The 15,580-nt window shown below is 70.0% G+C and carries 18 protein-coding genes and 1 riboswitch; of the genes, 7 read left to right on the top strand and 11 right to left on the bottom strand.

The genetic code is table 11. The annotated features are described in order from the left end of the window. Window positions 1-95: 95 nt before the first annotated feature. From Cba03nite_RS31900 to Cba03nite_RS31890, 3 genes are read right to left on the bottom strand one after another with little or no spacing between them, the layout of a single operon-like run. The gene (locus Cba03nite_RS31900; protein ID WP_203754303.1) at window positions 96-1,088 is read right to left on the bottom strand and encodes an NADP-dependent oxidoreductase; all 993 of its coding nucleotides are present in this window, start codon (window positions 1,086-1,088) and stop codon (window positions 96-98) included. After that, on the bottom strand, window positions 1,085-1,555 hold the full coding sequence (locus tag Cba03nite_RS31895) for a MarR family winged helix-turn-helix transcriptional regulator (protein ID WP_203754300.1): 471 nt from the start codon (window positions 1,553-1,555) through the stop codon (window positions 1,085-1,087). The genes Cba03nite_RS31900 and Cba03nite_RS31895 overlap by 4 nt, the downstream gene beginning before the upstream one ends. A gap of 4 nt (window positions 1,556-1,559) precedes the next feature. Then, window positions 1,560-1,973 (bottom strand): organic hydroperoxide resistance protein, encoded by a 414-nt coding sequence (locus Cba03nite_RS31890; protein ID WP_203754298.1) that lies wholly within the window; start codon window positions 1,971-1,973, stop codon window positions 1,560-1,562. Window positions 1,974-2,083: 110 nt separating this feature from the next. Between Cba03nite_RS31890 and Cba03nite_RS31885 the strand changes: the two genes are divergently transcribed. The 3 genes from Cba03nite_RS31885 to Cba03nite_RS31875 all read left to right on the top strand — a co-directional run bounded on the left by Cba03nite_RS31885 (window position 2,084) and on the right by Cba03nite_RS31875 (window position 4,272). Next, window positions 2,084-2,671, top strand: coding sequence for a thermonuclease family protein (locus tag Cba03nite_RS31885; RefSeq protein ID WP_203754296.1), 588 nt, complete (start codon window positions 2,084-2,086; stop codon window positions 2,669-2,671). 67 nt (window positions 2,672-2,738) lie between these two features. Then, window positions 2,739-3,503 carry a serine/threonine-protein kinase gene (locus Cba03nite_RS31880; RefSeq protein WP_203754294.1) on the top strand — a complete coding sequence of 255 codons (765 nt, stop codon included), beginning with the start codon at window positions 2,739-2,741 and terminating at the stop codon, window positions 3,501-3,503. Between the two features lie 70 nt (window positions 3,504-3,573). Next, entirely contained in the window at window positions 3,574-4,272 is a 699-nt protein-coding gene (locus Cba03nite_RS31875) for a DUF6082 family protein (RefSeq protein ID WP_203754291.1), read from the top strand. Here Cba03nite_RS31875 and Cba03nite_RS31870 read toward each other — a convergent pair. Beyond that, window positions 4,264-4,458 (bottom strand): DUF397 domain-containing protein, encoded by a 195-nt coding sequence (locus Cba03nite_RS31870; RefSeq protein WP_203754288.1) that lies wholly within the window; start codon window positions 4,456-4,458, stop codon window positions 4,264-4,266. The two genes, Cba03nite_RS31875 and Cba03nite_RS31870, sit on opposite strands and share 9 nt — an antisense overlap. Window positions 4,459-4,636: 178 nt before the next feature. Between Cba03nite_RS31870 and Cba03nite_RS31865 the strand changes: the two genes are divergently transcribed. Continuing rightward, window positions 4,637-5,515 (top strand): helix-turn-helix domain-containing protein, encoded by an 879-nt coding sequence (locus Cba03nite_RS31865; protein ID WP_203754284.1) that lies wholly within the window; start codon window positions 4,637-4,639, stop codon window positions 5,513-5,515. A 32-nt stretch (window positions 5,516-5,547) separates the two neighbouring features. Here the strand turns inward: Cba03nite_RS31865 and Cba03nite_RS31860 are convergent, their stop codons facing one another. Together Cba03nite_RS31860 and Cba03nite_RS31855 are read right to left on the bottom strand one after the other, a co-directional pair. Then, on the bottom strand, window positions 5,548-6,282 hold the full coding sequence (locus tag Cba03nite_RS31860; protein WP_203754281.1) for a PIG-L deacetylase family protein: 735 nt from the start codon (window positions 6,280-6,282) through the stop codon (window positions 5,548-5,550). A 188-nt stretch (window positions 6,283-6,470) separates the two neighbouring features. Then, window positions 6,471-6,971 (bottom strand): DUF6232 family protein, encoded by a 501-nt coding sequence (locus Cba03nite_RS31855; RefSeq protein WP_203754279.1) that lies wholly within the window; start codon window positions 6,969-6,971, stop codon window positions 6,471-6,473. Window positions 6,972-7,472: 501 nt separating this feature from the next. Beyond that, window positions 7,473-7,601, top strand: a riboswitch (cyclic di-AMP (ydaO/yuaA leader). Window positions 7,602-7,612: 11 nt separating this feature from the next. On the opposite strand from Cba03nite_RS31855, the gene Cba03nite_RS31850 reads away from it, so the two are divergent. Next, complete coding sequence (locus Cba03nite_RS31850; protein ID WP_239126158.1) at window positions 7,613-8,593, top strand: C40 family peptidase; 981 nt, start codon at window positions 7,613-7,615, stop codon at window positions 8,591-8,593. Between the two features lie 69 nt (window positions 8,594-8,662). On the opposite strand, the gene Cba03nite_RS31845 is transcribed toward Cba03nite_RS31850, so the two are convergent. The 4 genes from Cba03nite_RS31845 to Cba03nite_RS31830 all read right to left on the bottom strand — a co-directional run bounded on the left by Cba03nite_RS31845 (window position 8,663) and on the right by Cba03nite_RS31830 (window position 12,591). Continuing rightward, entirely contained in the window at window positions 8,663-9,595 is a 933-nt protein-coding gene (locus tag Cba03nite_RS31845; RefSeq protein ID WP_203754427.1) for a sigma-70 family RNA polymerase sigma factor, read from the bottom strand. A 487-nt stretch (window positions 9,596-10,082) separates the two neighbouring features. Next, on the bottom strand, window positions 10,083-11,003 hold the full coding sequence (locus Cba03nite_RS31840; protein WP_203754277.1) for an N-acetylmuramic acid 6-phosphate etherase: 921 nt from the start codon (window positions 11,001-11,003) through the stop codon (window positions 10,083-10,085). Further along, complete coding sequence (locus tag Cba03nite_RS31835) at window positions 10,996-11,940, bottom strand: MurR/RpiR family transcriptional regulator (protein ID WP_203754275.1); 945 nt, start codon at window positions 11,938-11,940, stop codon at window positions 10,996-10,998. The genes Cba03nite_RS31840 and Cba03nite_RS31835 overlap by 8 nt, the downstream gene beginning before the upstream one ends. Window positions 11,941-11,955: 15 nt before the next feature. Then, window positions 11,956-12,591 (bottom strand): dTMP kinase, encoded by a 636-nt coding sequence (locus Cba03nite_RS31830; protein WP_203754273.1) that lies wholly within the window; start codon window positions 12,589-12,591, stop codon window positions 11,956-11,958. Between the two features lie 125 nt (window positions 12,592-12,716). On the opposite strand from Cba03nite_RS31830, the gene Cba03nite_RS31825 reads away from it, so the two are divergent. Beyond that, window positions 12,717-13,610 carry an MHYT domain-containing protein gene (locus Cba03nite_RS31825; protein WP_203754271.1) on the top strand — a complete coding sequence of 298 codons (894 nt, stop codon included), beginning with the start codon at window positions 12,717-12,719 and terminating at the stop codon, window positions 13,608-13,610. Between the two features lie 59 nt (window positions 13,611-13,669). After that, window positions 13,670-14,395, top strand: a complete 726-nt coding sequence (locus tag Cba03nite_RS31820; protein WP_239126157.1) for an HD domain-containing protein — start codon at window positions 13,670-13,672, stop codon at window positions 14,393-14,395. Here Cba03nite_RS31820 and Cba03nite_RS31815 read toward each other — a convergent pair. Then, window positions 14,392-15,552 carry a toll/interleukin-1 receptor domain-containing protein gene (locus tag Cba03nite_RS31815; protein WP_203754269.1) on the bottom strand — a complete coding sequence of 387 codons (1,161 nt, stop codon included), beginning with the start codon at window positions 15,550-15,552 and terminating at the stop codon, window positions 14,392-14,394. The genes Cba03nite_RS31820 and Cba03nite_RS31815 overlap by 4 nt on opposite strands. Between the last annotated feature and the right edge of the window lie 28 nt (window positions 15,553-15,580).

Raw genomic sequence — 15,580 nt, 5'->3', positions numbered from 1 at the left:
GGCGTCCACGCCGGGGCCGCAGCGGTGATCGTCACCCGGGGAATCCTAGTGACCGGTGCCGCTGCGCGATGCCCCGTGGCCCACGGCCTGGGACGTCAGAGGTTGACCAGCATCTTGCCGGTGTTGTCGCCGCGCAGCAGGCCCAGGAACGCCTCCGGCGCGTTCTCCAGCCCGGCCACGAAGGTCTCCGGCGCCTTGATCCGCCCCTCGGCGTACCAGGCGCCGACCTCGCGGATCAGGTCCGGCATGCGGTCCTCGTGGTCGCTGACGATGAAGCCGCGCAGGGTGAGCCGCTTGCCGATCAGCATCATCATGTTGTCCGGGCCCGGCACGGGCTCGTTGTACCCGGCGATCGCACCGCAGATGGCCATCCGGGCGCCCACGTTGGCCCGGCTGATGGCCGCGGTGAGGTGGTCGCCGCCGACGTTGTCGAAGTACACGTCCACCCCGCCGGGCGCGGCCTGCTTGAGCTGCCCGGCCAGGTCGCCGTCGCGGTAGTTGAAGGCGGCGTCGAAGCCCAGCTCCTCGGTCAGGTAGGCCACCTTGGCGGCGCTGCCCGCGCTGCCGACGACCCGCCCGGCGCCCTTGAGCTTGGCGAGCTGCCCGGCCAGGCTGCCGACCGCGCCCGCCGCGCCGGACACGAACACGGTGTCGCCCGGCTTCATCGCGGCGATGTCGAGCAGCCCCACGTACGCGGTCAGGCCCGGCATGCCGAGCACGCCGAGGAACGCGCTCGGCGGCGCGACGGGCTCCAGGCGGCGGAAGCGGCGCGCGTCCCCGACCACCCAGTCGCGCCAGCCGTAGCCGTGCAGCACCAGGTCACCGGGCTTGAGGTCGGGCGAGGCGGACTCGGCGACCTCGCCCACGGCGCCGCCGTCGAGCGCCGCGCCGACCTGGAACGGCGGCACGTACGACTTGACGTCGTTCATCCGCCCGCGCATGTACGGGTCGACCGACATGACGAGGTTGCGCACCTTCACCTGCCCCTCGGCGGGAGCGGGCACGTCGACCTCGACGAGGCGGAAGTTGTCCGGGGTGGGTACGCCCTGCGGGCGGGACGCCAGGTGGATCTCACGTCCGGTGGTCACGTCGTCTCCTTGTCCTCGGCGGCCGTGTGGGCCGCCTGGGTGATCATGCGCAGCGTGTCGCGCAGGTCGGCGAGCTTGTCGGCGGGCACGCCGGTGGCCTCGGCGATGGCCCGCGGGATGCCGGCGGCCTGCGTGCGCAGGTCGTCGCCGGCGGTGGTGAGGCTGATCAGGACCGAGCGCTCGTCGCGTGGGTCGCGGGCCCGGGTCACCAGCCCGGCCGCCTCCAGCCGCTTGAGCAGCGGCGACAGTGTGCCCGAGTCGAGTTCCAGCGACGTGCCCAGCGCCTTGACCGAGGTGTCCCCCCGCTCCCACAGCACCAGCATGACCAGGTACTGCGGGTAGGTCAGGCCGAGCCGGTCCAGCACCGGCCGGTAGAGCGCGGTCAGCGCGCGGCTGGCCGCGTACAGCGCGAAGCAGACCTGCTTACGCAGGTCGAGATCGGTCTCGTCGGGCACGTGGGCGGTCATGGTCTCAGCGAAGCACGAGTTGCACGTCGATGTTGCCGCGGGTCGCGTTCGAGTAGGGGCAGACCTGGTGCGCGGCCTCGACCAGCTGCCGGGCGGTGTCGGCGGGCAGGCCCGGCATGGTGATCTCCAAGGTCACCGCGAGCCCGAACCCGGCTCCGGCGCGGCCGATGCCGACCCGCGCGGTCACCTCGGTGTCACCCGGCTCGACCTTGGCCCGCCGGGCCACGACCCGCAGCGCGGAGTGGAAGCACGCGGCGTAACCCGCGGCGAAGAGCTGCTCGGGGTTGGTGGCCCCGCCGGCGCCGCCCAGCTCGGCCGGGGTCGCCACGGCGGTCTCCAGCAGCCCGTCCGAGCTGCGCACCTTCCCGTCACGGCCGTCACCGGTAGCGGTCGCCACCGCTGTGTAGAGAGGAGTCATGCCCCCGACGCTAGCCAGGATTTTAGTTGTACACAATTAAAACGTGTGCGATCAGAATCACCGAACCGAATCGGCCCGAGCATCGGTGCGGCCGGTGCGACGATGAGCCGGTGGCGGGGGTACGGCGCACCGCGCGCCGCCGCGAACTCCGCGCGACGGCGTTCTGGCTGGTCGTGCTGCTGCTCGCCGCCGCCGGCTGGCTCTGGTGGACCCTGCGTCCGCAGACGGACCAGCGGAGCACCGGCCGGCCGCCCACCGGTGCCCAGGAGGTGCGGGTGGGCTTCCCGCTGGACGGCGACTCGCTCCAGGTAAGCGTCGCCGCGCCGGGGCCGGTGATCGACACCGCCGGGGACGCCCAGCTGCGGCTGCTCGGCATCGACGCGCCCGAGCTGCACGGCGCCGACGGCGGCCCGCAGTGCTGGGCCGAATCCGCCCGCACCGAGCTGCAACGGCTCGCCCCGCCCGGCGGCCGCCTGTGGGTGCTGCCCGACGCCGAGCGGCGCGACTCCTACCAGCGCTACCTCGTCTACGCCTGGACCGCCGACGGCCGCTTCGTCAACGGCGAGCTGGCCGCCCGTGGCGCGGTGCGCGAGCTGGCGATCCGCCCCAACCTCACCCACCAGGCCGACATCGGCGCCGCCGTCGCCGCCGCCCGTACCGCACGGCGCGGGCTCTGGGGTAGTTGCGAGGGCCCGTGAACCTTTTAGCGAAGATTTGAAGTTCGCGTCATGGCTTTGCGCGTGCAATTGCGGAAGAATCCCGCCCGTGGATGTCCCCATCGGCACGGCGCTCGCCGGGCGATACGTGCTGACCAGGCCACTCGCCCGGGGCGGAGTCTCCACTGTGTACCAGGCGGTGGACGCCGCCAAGGGCGCCCGGCTCGCGGTCAAGGTGGTCGACAGCCACTACTCCCGTCTGATCCGGCACGAGGCGGCGATGACCGACCGGCTGCGTCACCCGCACGTGCCCAAGGTGATCGACGTGGGTGTGGAGACCGGCCCGGACGGCCGCGACTTCGGCTTCCTGGCGCTGGAGCTGCTCAGCGGCGAGGCGCTGATGGACGTGCTGGCCGACGGCCCGCTGCCGTGGACCGGTGCGGTCCGGGTCGCGGCCACCGCGGCGGACGTGCTCGCCGTCGCGCACCGCCGCGGCGTCGTGCACCGCGATCTGACCCCGGGCAACGTCATGCTGACCACGAAGGGCCCGAAGGTGGTCGACTTCGGGCTGGCCGAGCTGATCGGCGCCGGCACGCCGACGTTCGCCAGCCCCGCCGACGACGTGTACGCCCTGGGCGCGCTGCTCTACACGTCGTTGACCGGCAAGTCGCCGTACGCCGGGCCGCGGCGCAGCCCGCAGGAGACCGCCGCGCTGCGCCACCTCGCGCCCACGCCGGTGCTCGCTGTGCCGGGGCTGCCGCAGGCCGTCTCGGACCTGTGCCGCGCCTGCATGGACAAGAAGTCCTCGGCGCGGCCCAGTGCCCGCGAGGCCGCCCTGCGGCTGTGGACCATCGCGGGCAACGCGATGCACTAGCCGCTCACTGCCTGCACGCAGGCAGTCATAGCCCGTTGACGCAAGTCGTTCCATTCGTCACCATGGATCGATGCTGAGGCGTGGTTCGGCAAAGCTGCCTGCAAGCTATGCACTTTCACTGCTCACGACGGCGGCACTCATCGCCGTGGTGCTCCTGTCGCCCCTGCTTCTCGAGACCGCGACCAAAGTGATGTCGGGCGACTGGTCTCTGCTCAGTGACGTCGGCCAGACCTACGGCGCAGCGTCCGCGATCCTCTCCTCGTTCGCGCTGATCGGAATCGTGCTGTCCATCGCCGTCAGCTTGAGGCAGGCCCGCGTCGGCCAGCAGGATGCGGCGCGCTCCATGCAGTTCGAGCTGATGAAACTCCAACTGGATGACCCGACTCTGAACTCGTCGCTACCCCCGGACGCGAGCGCGGACCAGGTGGCCACCTGGCGGCGCTCGATCTACCGCAACATGATGTTCATGTATCTCCGATCCAGCTACTTCACCGAGGACATCTCTCCCGACGCGCTACGGCTCCAGATGGAGATCATCTTTCGGAGTCCTGAGGCACGCGCGTGGTGGCCGCAGGCACGCCCGGCCTACGCGACCGGCAGCAGGTTGCGAATGGAGCGAATGTTCGTACGGATCGTCAATGAGCAATGGCGAACGGCCGCGGCAGCGGCAGCGGAGGACAGCCTGGACGCGCCGACCATGGAGACGAACGAGCCGGCACCACCACCCGCCAGGGGCGACGATGCCGGCCGAGAAGCCGACCTAGGCTAGATCGAACTCACCGGCCTTCACACCCTCGATGAGGGCCTGAAACGACTCCGGCGACAGCATCAGGTGCTGCAGCGGATCCGTGGAGTCGCGCAAGCCGACGGCCCCCGGGAACACGGCGACCTCCACACACGTCACCGAGTCGCAGCGGCTGCTCTTTCGCCAGGTCGCGGCCTGAACTGACGTCATCTTCGCTCCGAAGATCAACAGTAATGGCGGAACTGCCCGCACACCCGCGTGCTGGCAGATTGGACAGCGTCCAGGTTAAACTCAAGTCACTGAATGGTGGCAGGCAGCCCTGGTCGATTGGCCAGGTCGCACGCCGCCACATGCTTGATCAACCGCGTCGTGAAGGTGGGCCGGTCAGGTGAGCCCCAGGACGAATCCAGCAGTCGCCCGGCTTCGCCTGCGGAACGCCCTTCGATCGGCGCGCGACTCCTCGGATCTCACCCAGAACCAGGTTGCGGATTCCCTGGACTGGTCCCTGTCGAAGATCATTCGGATCGAGAACGGCTCCGTCGGCATGACGGTCACCGACGTCAAGGCTCTGCTGCAGCTTTACGGCATCCAAGATCCGTCCGAGGTGTCGCAGATGGTGTCGCTTGCGAAAGCCGCCCGCCAGCGCCCGTGGTGGAAGGAGGCCGGCGCCGACGCTCCCAAGCTCTCGACCTACATCGGGCTGGAGGACGGCGCCGCCGAGCTGCGTTTCTACCAGCTCCTGGTGATTCCTGGGCTGCTGCAGACCGCTGGATACGCAAGGTCTGTCCTGCTCGCCGGTCATGTCACCAGCACGGACAACGCGGACAGCGTCATCGCGATCCGGATGCGCCGGCAGCAGGAGGTGCTTGATCGCCCCGACCCGCCGCAGATCCACGTGGTTCTCGACGAGGGGACGCTCTACCGCACGAACGGCAACGCGCACATCCAGCGAGAGCAGCTCCGACACCTGGTGCGGCTAGGCCGCCGAAGCAACATCCATATCCAGGTGCTGCCGTTCCGTGCGGGCCTCCACGTGCTGGAACCCGCGTTCGTCGTGATGTCGTTCCCCTACGGGCCGGAGTTCGACGTCGTCTACCTGGAGTTCAGCAACTACAGCCCGACGGCGCAGGACCTGGGCGAGGTCCTGGAGCGTGACGAGCTCGTGACGCCATACCGTGATGCCTTCGCCCGGCTGACCCAGGCCGCGCTCAGTGAAGCGGATTCGCTGACCTTTCTCACCCGCGTCGCCGACGAACTCGACGAGTAGGCGACCACCGTCACCGCGCCGTACCCAGACCGCTACTCGGTGCGGATCACCGTGAACGCCTCGGCGAGCCGGCCGGGCAGGCCGAGCGACTCGGCGAGACCGCTGAGCCGCTCGCGCAGCATGCTGTCCAGCTCGGGCAGGTGCGCGGTCTGCGACACGTGCGCGTGCAGCGCGGCGAGCTTGCGGTCGAACGTGTCGGTGATGTCGACGGCGTGGTCCGGGTCGGGGCCGCCGGAGTACCAGATCTCCCGCACCGTCCAGGCGGCCAGCCCGGCCGCGCCCAGGTCGGGGTGGGCGAACTGGTTGCGCGCGTCCGGGTAGACCGCGCAGGTGACCGCCTCGCCCACGGCCAGGTGGTCGGGGTGGCTGGGCCCGGCGAGGCGATCCCAGCGGCGCAGCGGCGCGCTGGTCAGGATGCGGTCGGGCCGTGCCCGGCGGATCGCCGCGACCAGCTCCTTGCGCAGCGCGAGGCTGGGCGTGACGGAGCCGTCGGCGTACCCCTCCAGGAAGTCGACCTGCTTGACCCCGACGGCGGCCGCGGCGGCCCGCTGCTCGGCCTCGCGCAGCGCGGGCATGCGCTCGCGCGGGGTCTCGTCGAAGCCGCCCGCGTCACCACGGGTGACCAGCAGGTACGACACCTCGATGCCCTGGTCGACCCACTGTGCGACGGTGCCCGCGGCGCCGAAGTCGACGTCGTCGGGGTGGGCGAACACGCACAGCACGCGCTCGACGTCGGGGCAGGGTGCGGCGGAGGGCGGGAAGCTCATGCGGCCGAGCATATGCCGCCGCCGGAGGAGGTCAGGCGCTGCCGCAGGCTGCGGCAACGCCTCCGTACCCGCATCCGGCCGCCGGGCGCACCCGACAGGAGCGGAAGCCCGCGAAGCGGGCGAGCGACCGGAGGGTAAGCCCGGCTTCAAAGGCCGGATGCCGCGCCCGCGGAGCGGGCGCCGACAACTCAAGCGGCGCGTTCCCAGCCGGACCGGCCGCCGCCGGGCACCAGCCGGGAGGGGTGCATGTTCGACGGGTGCGGCACGCCGCGGGTGGGGCGGTGCGAGATGTCGAGATGGCCGAGGCGGGACTCGACGAGCACCCGGCGCAGGTAGCGCTCGACCCCGCGGGACAGCCACCAGTCGTCGCTGACGAACAGCTGGGTGGGGTGACCGTGGTAGTCGGCCCACAGCTCCAGCCGGCGCGGCCTGCGGCGGGAGCTGACCAGGGTGAGCACGGTGAGACCGCTGAGCACGACGATGGCGGCGACGATGCCTGCCGGGCGCAGCAGCGGCGCGAACGCCCCGAGCAGGACGAGCCCGGCGGCGGCCATGGCGCCGGCCCGGCGCGTCAGCGGGTCGTGGCCGGCCTGTCGGGTGTGGACGTTCTCCAGGGCGCTGAGGGTGAAGTGCCGCCCGCCGACCTGGAAGCAGGTCGACGAGAAGTGCAGTCCGGGGCGGATGGTCATGATCATCTGTTCTGGTGGCCGATCCGGCGCCCGTGTAGGCTTCATAGAAGTCTCCCAACTGCTTGTACGCGGGCTCGGCTGGTGGTTGATGCCCGCAGGTGGCGACGCCTGGCATGTGGTGGACCTGAGGCCGGTATCCGGTGGCCGCCGGATGCCGGTCTTTTCGCGCTGTCGAGCCGCCGCCGGTGGGCTGGTGCGCTCCAGGATGTCCGGCCGCCTCGTGACCTCAGTGTGACCGAGGACAGCAATCGTTGTGAAGTCCCTCAATCCGCCACCTGGCAGGTTGGCACGTTCCAGAACCTAATGTGCGTTCAGGAATCACTCGATGTGACGGAACTTTTTCCGCAAGCCAGCGCAGTTCGGGCACTTCGGTCAGCGAGCAGTTGGGCCTCGCCGAATCCGCGGATACGGTTGCCGGCACTGGACCGGTTGTCCGCCGCCCACCCCCGGGTGGCACCGGACCAGCGCCGCCGAGTCGCCGAGCGATCGGGACGATCGATGTCGTCCGGAGCGCCGCGAGCCGGGGACCCACCACCACTGGGGTGAATCCGCAGTCACCATGAGTGACGGCGGTAGGGCGCCCTTCGCCCGAACCCGTCAGCTAACTCGGTAGGCGGCCACGGAGAAGGGCCACCCATACCTTGTCATCCCCCCATGGCAGGGGCTGGCGCGCCGCCGCGCGCCTGCTCGCCCCCGCCGGTGCACTGATCATCGGGCTGCTGGTCACCGCCGCGCCCGCCCACGCCGAGCCCAGCGCCGCCGAGCTCCGCAAGCAGATCACCACGAAGTCGGCACAGCTGGAGAAGATCGTCGAGCAGTACAACAAGCTGAACAGCCAGCTCAAGCAGACCCGCGCCGAGGTCGCCCAGCTCGAACGCGACCTCGGGCCGCTGGAGGTCAGGGCCGACGCCGCACAGCAGAACGTCGCCCGCATCGCCGCGACCGCGTACCGGACGGGCGCCTTCCGGGGCTGGAACGCCCTGCTGGACAAGTCGGCCGACGGCGAGCTGCTGGCCCGCCTGAGCACCCTGCACCAGCTGGCCGCCAGCCAGCAGGAGCAGCTTGACGAGGCGCACCGCGCCGCGGGTGACCGGTTCGCGGCCAAGGCCGCCCTCGACGCCCGGCTGCAGGAGCAGGCCACCCGGGTCAAGGCGCTGTCCACGCAGCGCAAGGCCGTCGAGAAGGACCTGGGCAAGCTCAAGGCCATGCGCCAGGCGGCCGGCCTCACCGACGAGGCGACCTCCACCTACACCGGCGCGGTGCCCGCCTACGCGGGCAAGGCCGGGATCGCGGTGAAGTTCGCGTACAAGGCGCTGGGCAAGCCGTACATCTGGGCCGCCGACGGTCCCGAGGGGTACGACTGCTCGGGCCTGACCCTGGCCGCCTGGCGCGCCGCCGGGGTGAGCCTCTACCACCAGGCGGCGACGCAGTGGCGTGAGGTGACCCACATCAAACGGTCCCAGCTCGCGCCGGGAGACCTCGTCTTCTATTCCGGCCTGGGCCACGTTGCGCTCTACGTCGGCAGCGGCAAGGTCATCCACGCGCCGACCACCGGCGAAGTGGTCAAGGTATCCAGCGTCGACATGATGACGCCCTACGGCTACGGCCGCGTGAAGCTCTGACCGCAGGCGAAAGGCCCCTCCCGGGTGCTCCGGGAGGGGCCTTTCGCCGTGTACGGGACGCGTGTGGGATCAGACGGACTGCAGGCCCTCGGCACGGGCCAGCTCGCGCAGCCGGCCCAGCGCCTGGATCTCCAGCTGGCGGATGCGCTCGCGGGAGAGCGAGAAGCGCGACGCCACCTCGGTCAGCGAGTGCTCCCGGCCGTCCTCCAGGCCGTAGCGCGCCCGCATGATGCCCGCGGAGCGGTCGTCCAGGTGGTTGAGCAGGCCCTCGATCCGCTGCCGCTCCAGCGCCGAGAGCACGATCTCCTCCGGGCTGGGCGTGTCGCGGTCGGCGACCAGGTCACCCAGGTTGGTGTCGCCGTCGTCGCCCACCGGGGTGTCGAGCGAGACGGTGTCCTGCGACCAGCGGATCAGCTCGGTCACCCGCTCGACGGTCACGCCCAGCGCGGTCGCGATCTGCTCCGGCTCCGGCTCGCTGCCCAGCTCACGGGTGAGCTGGCGGGCGACGTTGCGCATCCGGTTGACGTCCTCGACCAGGTGGACGGGCAGCCGCACGGTCCGCTCCTGCTGAGCGATGGCGCGGCTGATCGCCTGCCGGATCCACCAGGTGGCGTACGTGGAGAACTTGTAGCCCTTCACGTAGTCGAACTTCTCGACGGCGCGCACCAGGCCGGTGTTGCCCTCCTGGATCAGGTCGAGCATCGGCATCCCGGAGCGCACGTAGCGCCGCGCGATCGAGACCACCAGGCGCAGGTTCGCCCGGATGAACAGGTCCTTGGCGCGCTCGCCCTCGGCCACCAGCTTCTCGAGCTCGTCGCGCTTGAGGCCGCGCTTGAGCTTGTCCGCCTCCAGCAGGTGCTCGGCGTAGAGGCCGGCTTCGATCGCCTTCGAGAGGTCGACCTCCTGCGCGGCATCCAGCAGCGGGGTACGTGAGATCTCGTGCAGGTATACACCGACGAGGTCGCGCTCCTCAGCCACCTGGTCGGTGCGCAGCATGGTCATGTTCTCCACGTTCGGGTCCCTCCCACGTAATCGCCGCAGGGCCTTGCGGTACTGACACCTTCACAACAGATGACGCCTGCGAATGATTCCGCGTTGCCCATCGAAACTGTCACGAAAAGCTGTGAACTCGCTGATACCGACATACCGACTCGCTGGACGCGAGCCTATCGGTCCGCAATGCCCCATTTATGACACCATGCAGCGCCGCCCTGACACAGCGATCCACCTCACTACAACGCTGTGACCTGCGTCGCCATTTCTTGTGACGTCGGAACGGGCGCGCTATTGCACGGTTCCACACCAGCCGCACCTGATCGCATGACCCGCATACCCCGATGAGTGAAAAGCACACCCATCCGGCCACCAATTGCCCCCGACCGGGCCACCCCAATAAGGCCGTAAAGACGCAAGATCGCTGTTTCGTGTCGAGATCTGCGGTCCAGGCGCAGGTTGTGACACGAGACAGCGATCTTGCCCCCGCGCGGAGTCAGTCGGCCAGCGAAGCTATCGCGTCCCGGATGCGGTTGCCGTGCCCGGCCAGAGCGCCTCGGGCGGCGGCGACCTCGCGCCCGGCGAGCAGGGCGACCAGGGCGGCGCGCAGGTCGCCTCCGGCCGCGTCGAGCGTGCGGCGGCACTCGTCCTCGTCGTGGCCCGTCGCCTCGACGAGGATGTTCAGCATGCGGCCGCGCAGCTTCGCGTTGGTCGGCACCATGTCGATCATGAAGTTGGAGAACACCCGGCCCAGGCGCACCATGACCGCGGTGGAGAAGGCGTTCAGCAGCAGCTTCTGCGCGGTGGCGGCCTTCATCCGGGTGGAGCCGGTGACCACCTCGGGGCCGGTGTCCACGCCGATGAAGACGTCGACCCAGTCCGCCGCGGCGGCGTGCGGGTCGGCCGCGATCAGGCCGGTGCGGCAGCCCAGCTCGCCCGCGGCGCGCAGGGCGCCGAGCACGTACGGCGTGCGCCCGCTGGCGGCCAGGCCGATGACCACGTCGCCGGTACGCACGCAGCGGGCGATCTCGTCGGCGCCGGCCTCGGTGTCGTCCTCGGCGTCCTCGACCGCCGCCAGCAGCGCACCGGGGCCGCCCGCGATGTGCGCGCAGAACCAGCTGCGCGGGGCGTTGAAGGTGGGCGGCAGCTCGGCCGCATCGACCACGCCGAGCCGGCCCGAGGTGCCCGCGCCGACATAGTGGACCCGGTTGCCGCGCTGCAGCGCCGCGACCGCGTCCTCCACCGCCACGGCCAGCGGGTCCAGGACGGCGCTGACCGCGTCGGCGACGGTCCGGTCGGCGTCGTTGATCACTTGCAGGATCTGCCGGGTGTCGAGCATGTCGAGGTCGGCGCTGGGTGCGTACCGCTGTTCGGTCGGGGCGCTGACGCGCACCGAGGCGGTGGGCAGCTCAGGCATCGCCGGACCGGCGGCGCGAGGTGCCGACGCGACGCCCGCGCACCGCCTCGGCGGTGACCTCGAGCGCCTTGCGGGCCTTGGTGCGGGTGCGCGCGGCGACGGCCACGAACAGGCAGTCCACCACCGTGAGCTGCGCGAGGCGGCTGGCCATGGCGCCCGAGCGGTACGTCGTCTCGCGCGCGGCGGTGGTCAGCACGAAATCGGCCACGTCGCAGATCGGCGAGCGCGGGAAGTTGGTCAGCGCCACCGTCACCGCGCCCGCGGCCTTGGCCCGCTCCAGCACGTCGATGGTGTCGGCGGTGGTGCCGGTGTGCGAGATGCCGAGCGCCACGTCACCGGGGCCGAGCAGGGCCGCCGAGGTGAGCGAGGTGTGCAGGTCGGGCCAGTAGTACGCGACGCGGCCGATGCGGTGCAGCTTGGCCTGGAAGTCGGCGGCGACGAAGCCGCTGGCCCCGGCCCCGAAGACCTCGACCCGGGAGGCCTTGACCAGCGCGTCCGCGATCTTGTCGCAGACCTCGGGGTCGAGCTGCTCCGCCGTCTCCTCGACGGCGCGGGCGTCGTTGAAGGCGATGGTGGCGATGATCTGTGCCATGTCCGCGCCGGGCGGGATGTCGCCGCCGACGACCCGGGAGTCGGCCGGCTCGACCCGGCGCGCGGCCTCGGCGGCGAGCCGGATGCGCAGCTGGGGGTAGCCGGACATGCCGATCGAGCGGCAGAACCGGATGACCGTCGCCTCGGAGGTCTCGGCGGCGGCGGACAGGTCGGTGATGGTGCGGCGAGCCGAGGCGGCCGGGTCGGCGAGCACGAGCCGCGCGACGCGCTGCTCCGCCGGGGAGAGCGCGGGCAGCAGGCCGTTGATCTGAACGATCAGCCCGGCCGGCTCCTGTGCGGCGCGCGCGGCGTCGCTCTCCTCAGAAACTTTCGACTTCTTCGCCACGGTTGAAACTTACTTTCACGACTGCCCGGCGTCAACTGCCAAACCGTGTTCGATGCCCGGCCAGACGGCCGCCCAAACGGCCTGAGCGACGGTGTCGGGATCGCCGGTGCCGTCGACATGTACCGCATCCGACAGTACGTCTTTGTAGGCGGCATGGCTCACGTTCAGATATTCGATGTCCTCGTGGTCGTCGCCGCGCTGCTCGATCCGGTCGTAGGCCAGGCCAGGCGGGACGTCGAGGAAGATGATGACAGCCGGGCGGGGGAAGGGGGCATAAGCCGCGCGTACCAAGCGCTCGAGCCGGTCGCCGCCGCCGTGTGCCCGAATGCTCACCAGCTGGCAGGGCGTGTAGCGGTCCATCACCGCGATCCGGCCGGTCAGCCGCGCCGCCACCAGCGAGCGGGCGATGGCCAGCCAGCGCAGCACCGCCTCGATCAGCAGCAGGCCCCGGCGCCCGACCAGGGCGATCGCGTCCGGCCGGCCGAGCCGGCGCGCGACACGCCCGAGGAAGCGCCGGCCGCCCGGATTCGGGCCGTACCGGGCGGTGATGCCGGCCGCGCACAGCGCCGCGGCCAGGCGTACCGCCTGGGTCGTCTTGCCCGAGCCGTCGATGCCGACCAGAGCGATCACCGCCGCGCTCGTGCCTGCCATGCACCAGACGCTACCCTGCACCCGCCACAGGGTGATCCACAGTGCGGTCACGGACACGCTGTGCGATGGTCCGTGCAACTTCCATGACGCAATGGCATCTTCGGCTACCGCCCGGAGGCGCCCCCATGGCAGAAGTGCACCATTTCGCGTACGGCTGGTTCAACCCGGTGACCGCGTACCTGATGGCCTTCATCGGCTCGCTGCTCGGCCTGGTCTGCACGTCGCGCGCCCGGCGCGCGTCCACCGCCGGGCGGCGGGCGCGCTGGCTGATCATCGCGTCGCTGTCGATCGGCGGCACGGGCATCTGGCTCATGCACTTCATGGCCATGATCGGCTTCGACGTGCCGGCCAGCCCGGTCCGCTACGACCCGGTGGTGACCTTCATCAGCCTCGCGCTCGCCGTCGCCACCGTGGGCATCGGGCTGTTCATCGCCGGTCAGGGTCCCCGGTCGGCGCTGCGCGTCGTGGCGGGCGGCGGGTTCACCGGCCTGGGCGTGGTCGCGATGCACTACACCGGCATGGCCGCGATGCGGGTGGCCGGCGACGTCAGCTACGACTTCGGCCTGGTCGCCGCCTCCGTGCTGATCGCCGTGGTCGCCGCGACGGTCGCGCTGTGGTTCACCGTGACGGTGTCGGGCATGCGCGCTATCACCGCCGCGGCCGCCGTGATGGGCGTCGCCGTGTGCGGCATGCACTACACCGCGATGGCGGCGGTGCGGATCACGCTGCGCACCGACGGCGACGGCGAGGTCTCCGGGCTGAGCCCGTTCGTGCTCATCGTGCCGATCGTGCTGCTGTCGGCGCTGTGCCTGATCGGTGTGATGTTCAGCGCACTGCAGGCCATGACGCAGGAGGAGTTCGACGGCACCGGAGCGGCCCGCCCCGGGCAGCACGCCGCCAACGCCGCCCTGGTCATCCCCGGTCCGCGCGGCACCGCCGACGCGGCGGACCCGGTCAATCCGCCGTTCAGCCTGGCCCGTGCGCTGGCCGACCGCAACCGTGCCAAGGTGCCGCGCTGAGCGTCCGGTCCACATCGGAGGGACGGCGCGGGCTGCGCTGATCGGATATAAACACCGGCATGGACGCGACCGCGCCGGCGTATCTCATGACCATGCCCCTGCACGCCATCACCGAGGTGCTCGGCGAGCAGGGGCTGCGCGACCGGTTCGCCCTGGAGATCGAGCGGCTGCCCGAGGCGGACCGCGCCGTGCTGGGCGAGGCCCTGGAGCTGGCCGCGCGGCTGCACGCCGAGCAGCGGCGGGTACGCGAGCCGTACCTCAACCACCTGCTGCGGGTGACCATCCGGATCATCCACTACTACCGGATCACCGACCGGGACGTGCTGGTCGCCGCCCTGCTCCACGACTCCGTCGAGGACCAGCCGTGGGGCATCGTCGGCCAGACCCACCGCAGCGGCCCGCCGCCCCGCGAGCAGGCCCTCGCGGCGCTCGCCGAGCGGTTCAGCCCCCGGGTCGCGTCGCTGGTCGCCGCGGTGACCAACCCGGAGTACGACCTCGACCGCGACAAGGACGAGCAGTACCGGGCGCACGTGGTCGAGTCGCTGGACGTGGACCCGTGGGCGCGCGTCATCAAGGTCTCCGACTTCACCGACAACGGCGTGGGCGTCATCCACACCATCGGGCCGAAGGTGCGCCGGGCCGCGACGAAGTACTCGCCGCTCGTGCCCGCCCTGCGCGAGCTGGTCGCGCGGGCGGACACGCCGCTGATCGGCGAGGTCAAGGCGCACATCTTCGCCCAGTTCGACCTCGCCGAGAAGCGGTTCGCGGCGATCCTCGACAACTAACCCGCTTGCCCTGCCCTGATGTTTTTCCACGTCAGGGTCGTGTTCAGCGCATTCTCTATAGCGGTGATGCCGAGAAGCGCAGGAGCTAGCGACTTTCGCAGGGACAGGCTCATCGACTGAGCCAGTTTGATGTAGGTCCGCACCTGCCGGATCGTTTCCACGGCGGCGTCTCCGCCCTCAAGCGATTCCCGGATTCGGTTCAGTTGCACCTCGAACGTCGCATGGAGTTCCGGAACATCGAAAGAGTTCAATTCTCCTACGAAGAAGCGCAGCTCTGCGTCGATGCGTGAGATCAGCCTTCCAAACGCTACGCCGGACTCCCCGACGGTAGCAGCGGGTGCGGTCACCCGTGCTGCGATCATGGGGCCCGCTTTCTGCAGGTCGGCCCCGTTGCCGACATGATCGCTAAAGGATTCGCCCACAACCTCAGCGAACACACGGAGGTCTTCAAGCGCGCGTTCCGTGGCTAGTGGCAGTGCAGAGCCAGCATCATTAAGACTTTCGAGTACGTCGAAGAGTCCCAACTCGGCCCCGCCGTCCTCCAACGGCACCTGATCAACGTCCACGCTCGGAGGTGACACACCGAGGTCACTCGCCGCAGCGACCGAGCCGACCTCCATGGCGACCAAGGTCTGCTCGGCGGCTTCAATCGCCTTTATGAGCGACTCGACCAGATCATCGACCGCGGTGAGCCACTCCGGCGAGTCGTAGCCGCGAATCCAGATGCGTTCGAAGTTCTTGTAGTTGAGGCTTTCGACGATCTTTACCTCATCTCGTGCGTTCTGATCCGCGAGAGTCCGCGAGCCAGCCAGCACGATTGGAAGGACAAGATCGGTAACACCTACGATGCGGGCGCTTTCATAGAAGGCGATGAGTTCGTCGCGACAGGCGGGTCGATTGAAGTAATTCATGGTGACCAGCGGGATGAAAACCGTTGCCTGACGAATGGATGAGGCGATCTTGTTTCGCCAATCCTCGCCCCACCCGATGTTGTCACGATCAACAAAGATCTCCAGCTCGCGCCCCGTCTTCGCCCTGTACAGACCGGTCAGGCTCGCCTTCAGTTGATCAGCGATCCCCCGCATGGCTGTGTTGTCGTCCCGCGAGTAGCTAAGAAAGCATCGAACGACATTGGTTTCTGCGGCAGAGTTCGTCATTCTGTTCCTCCTTCCGTCGTAAACAACG

It is taken from the genome of Catellatospora bangladeshensis, assembly GCF_016862575.1.
GTDB lineage: Bacteria > Actinomycetota > Actinomycetes > Mycobacteriales > Micromonosporaceae > Catellatospora > Catellatospora bangladeshensis.
Note: the sequence above shows the minus strand (reverse complement) of the source record. Positions and strands in the feature narration are given on the sequence as shown.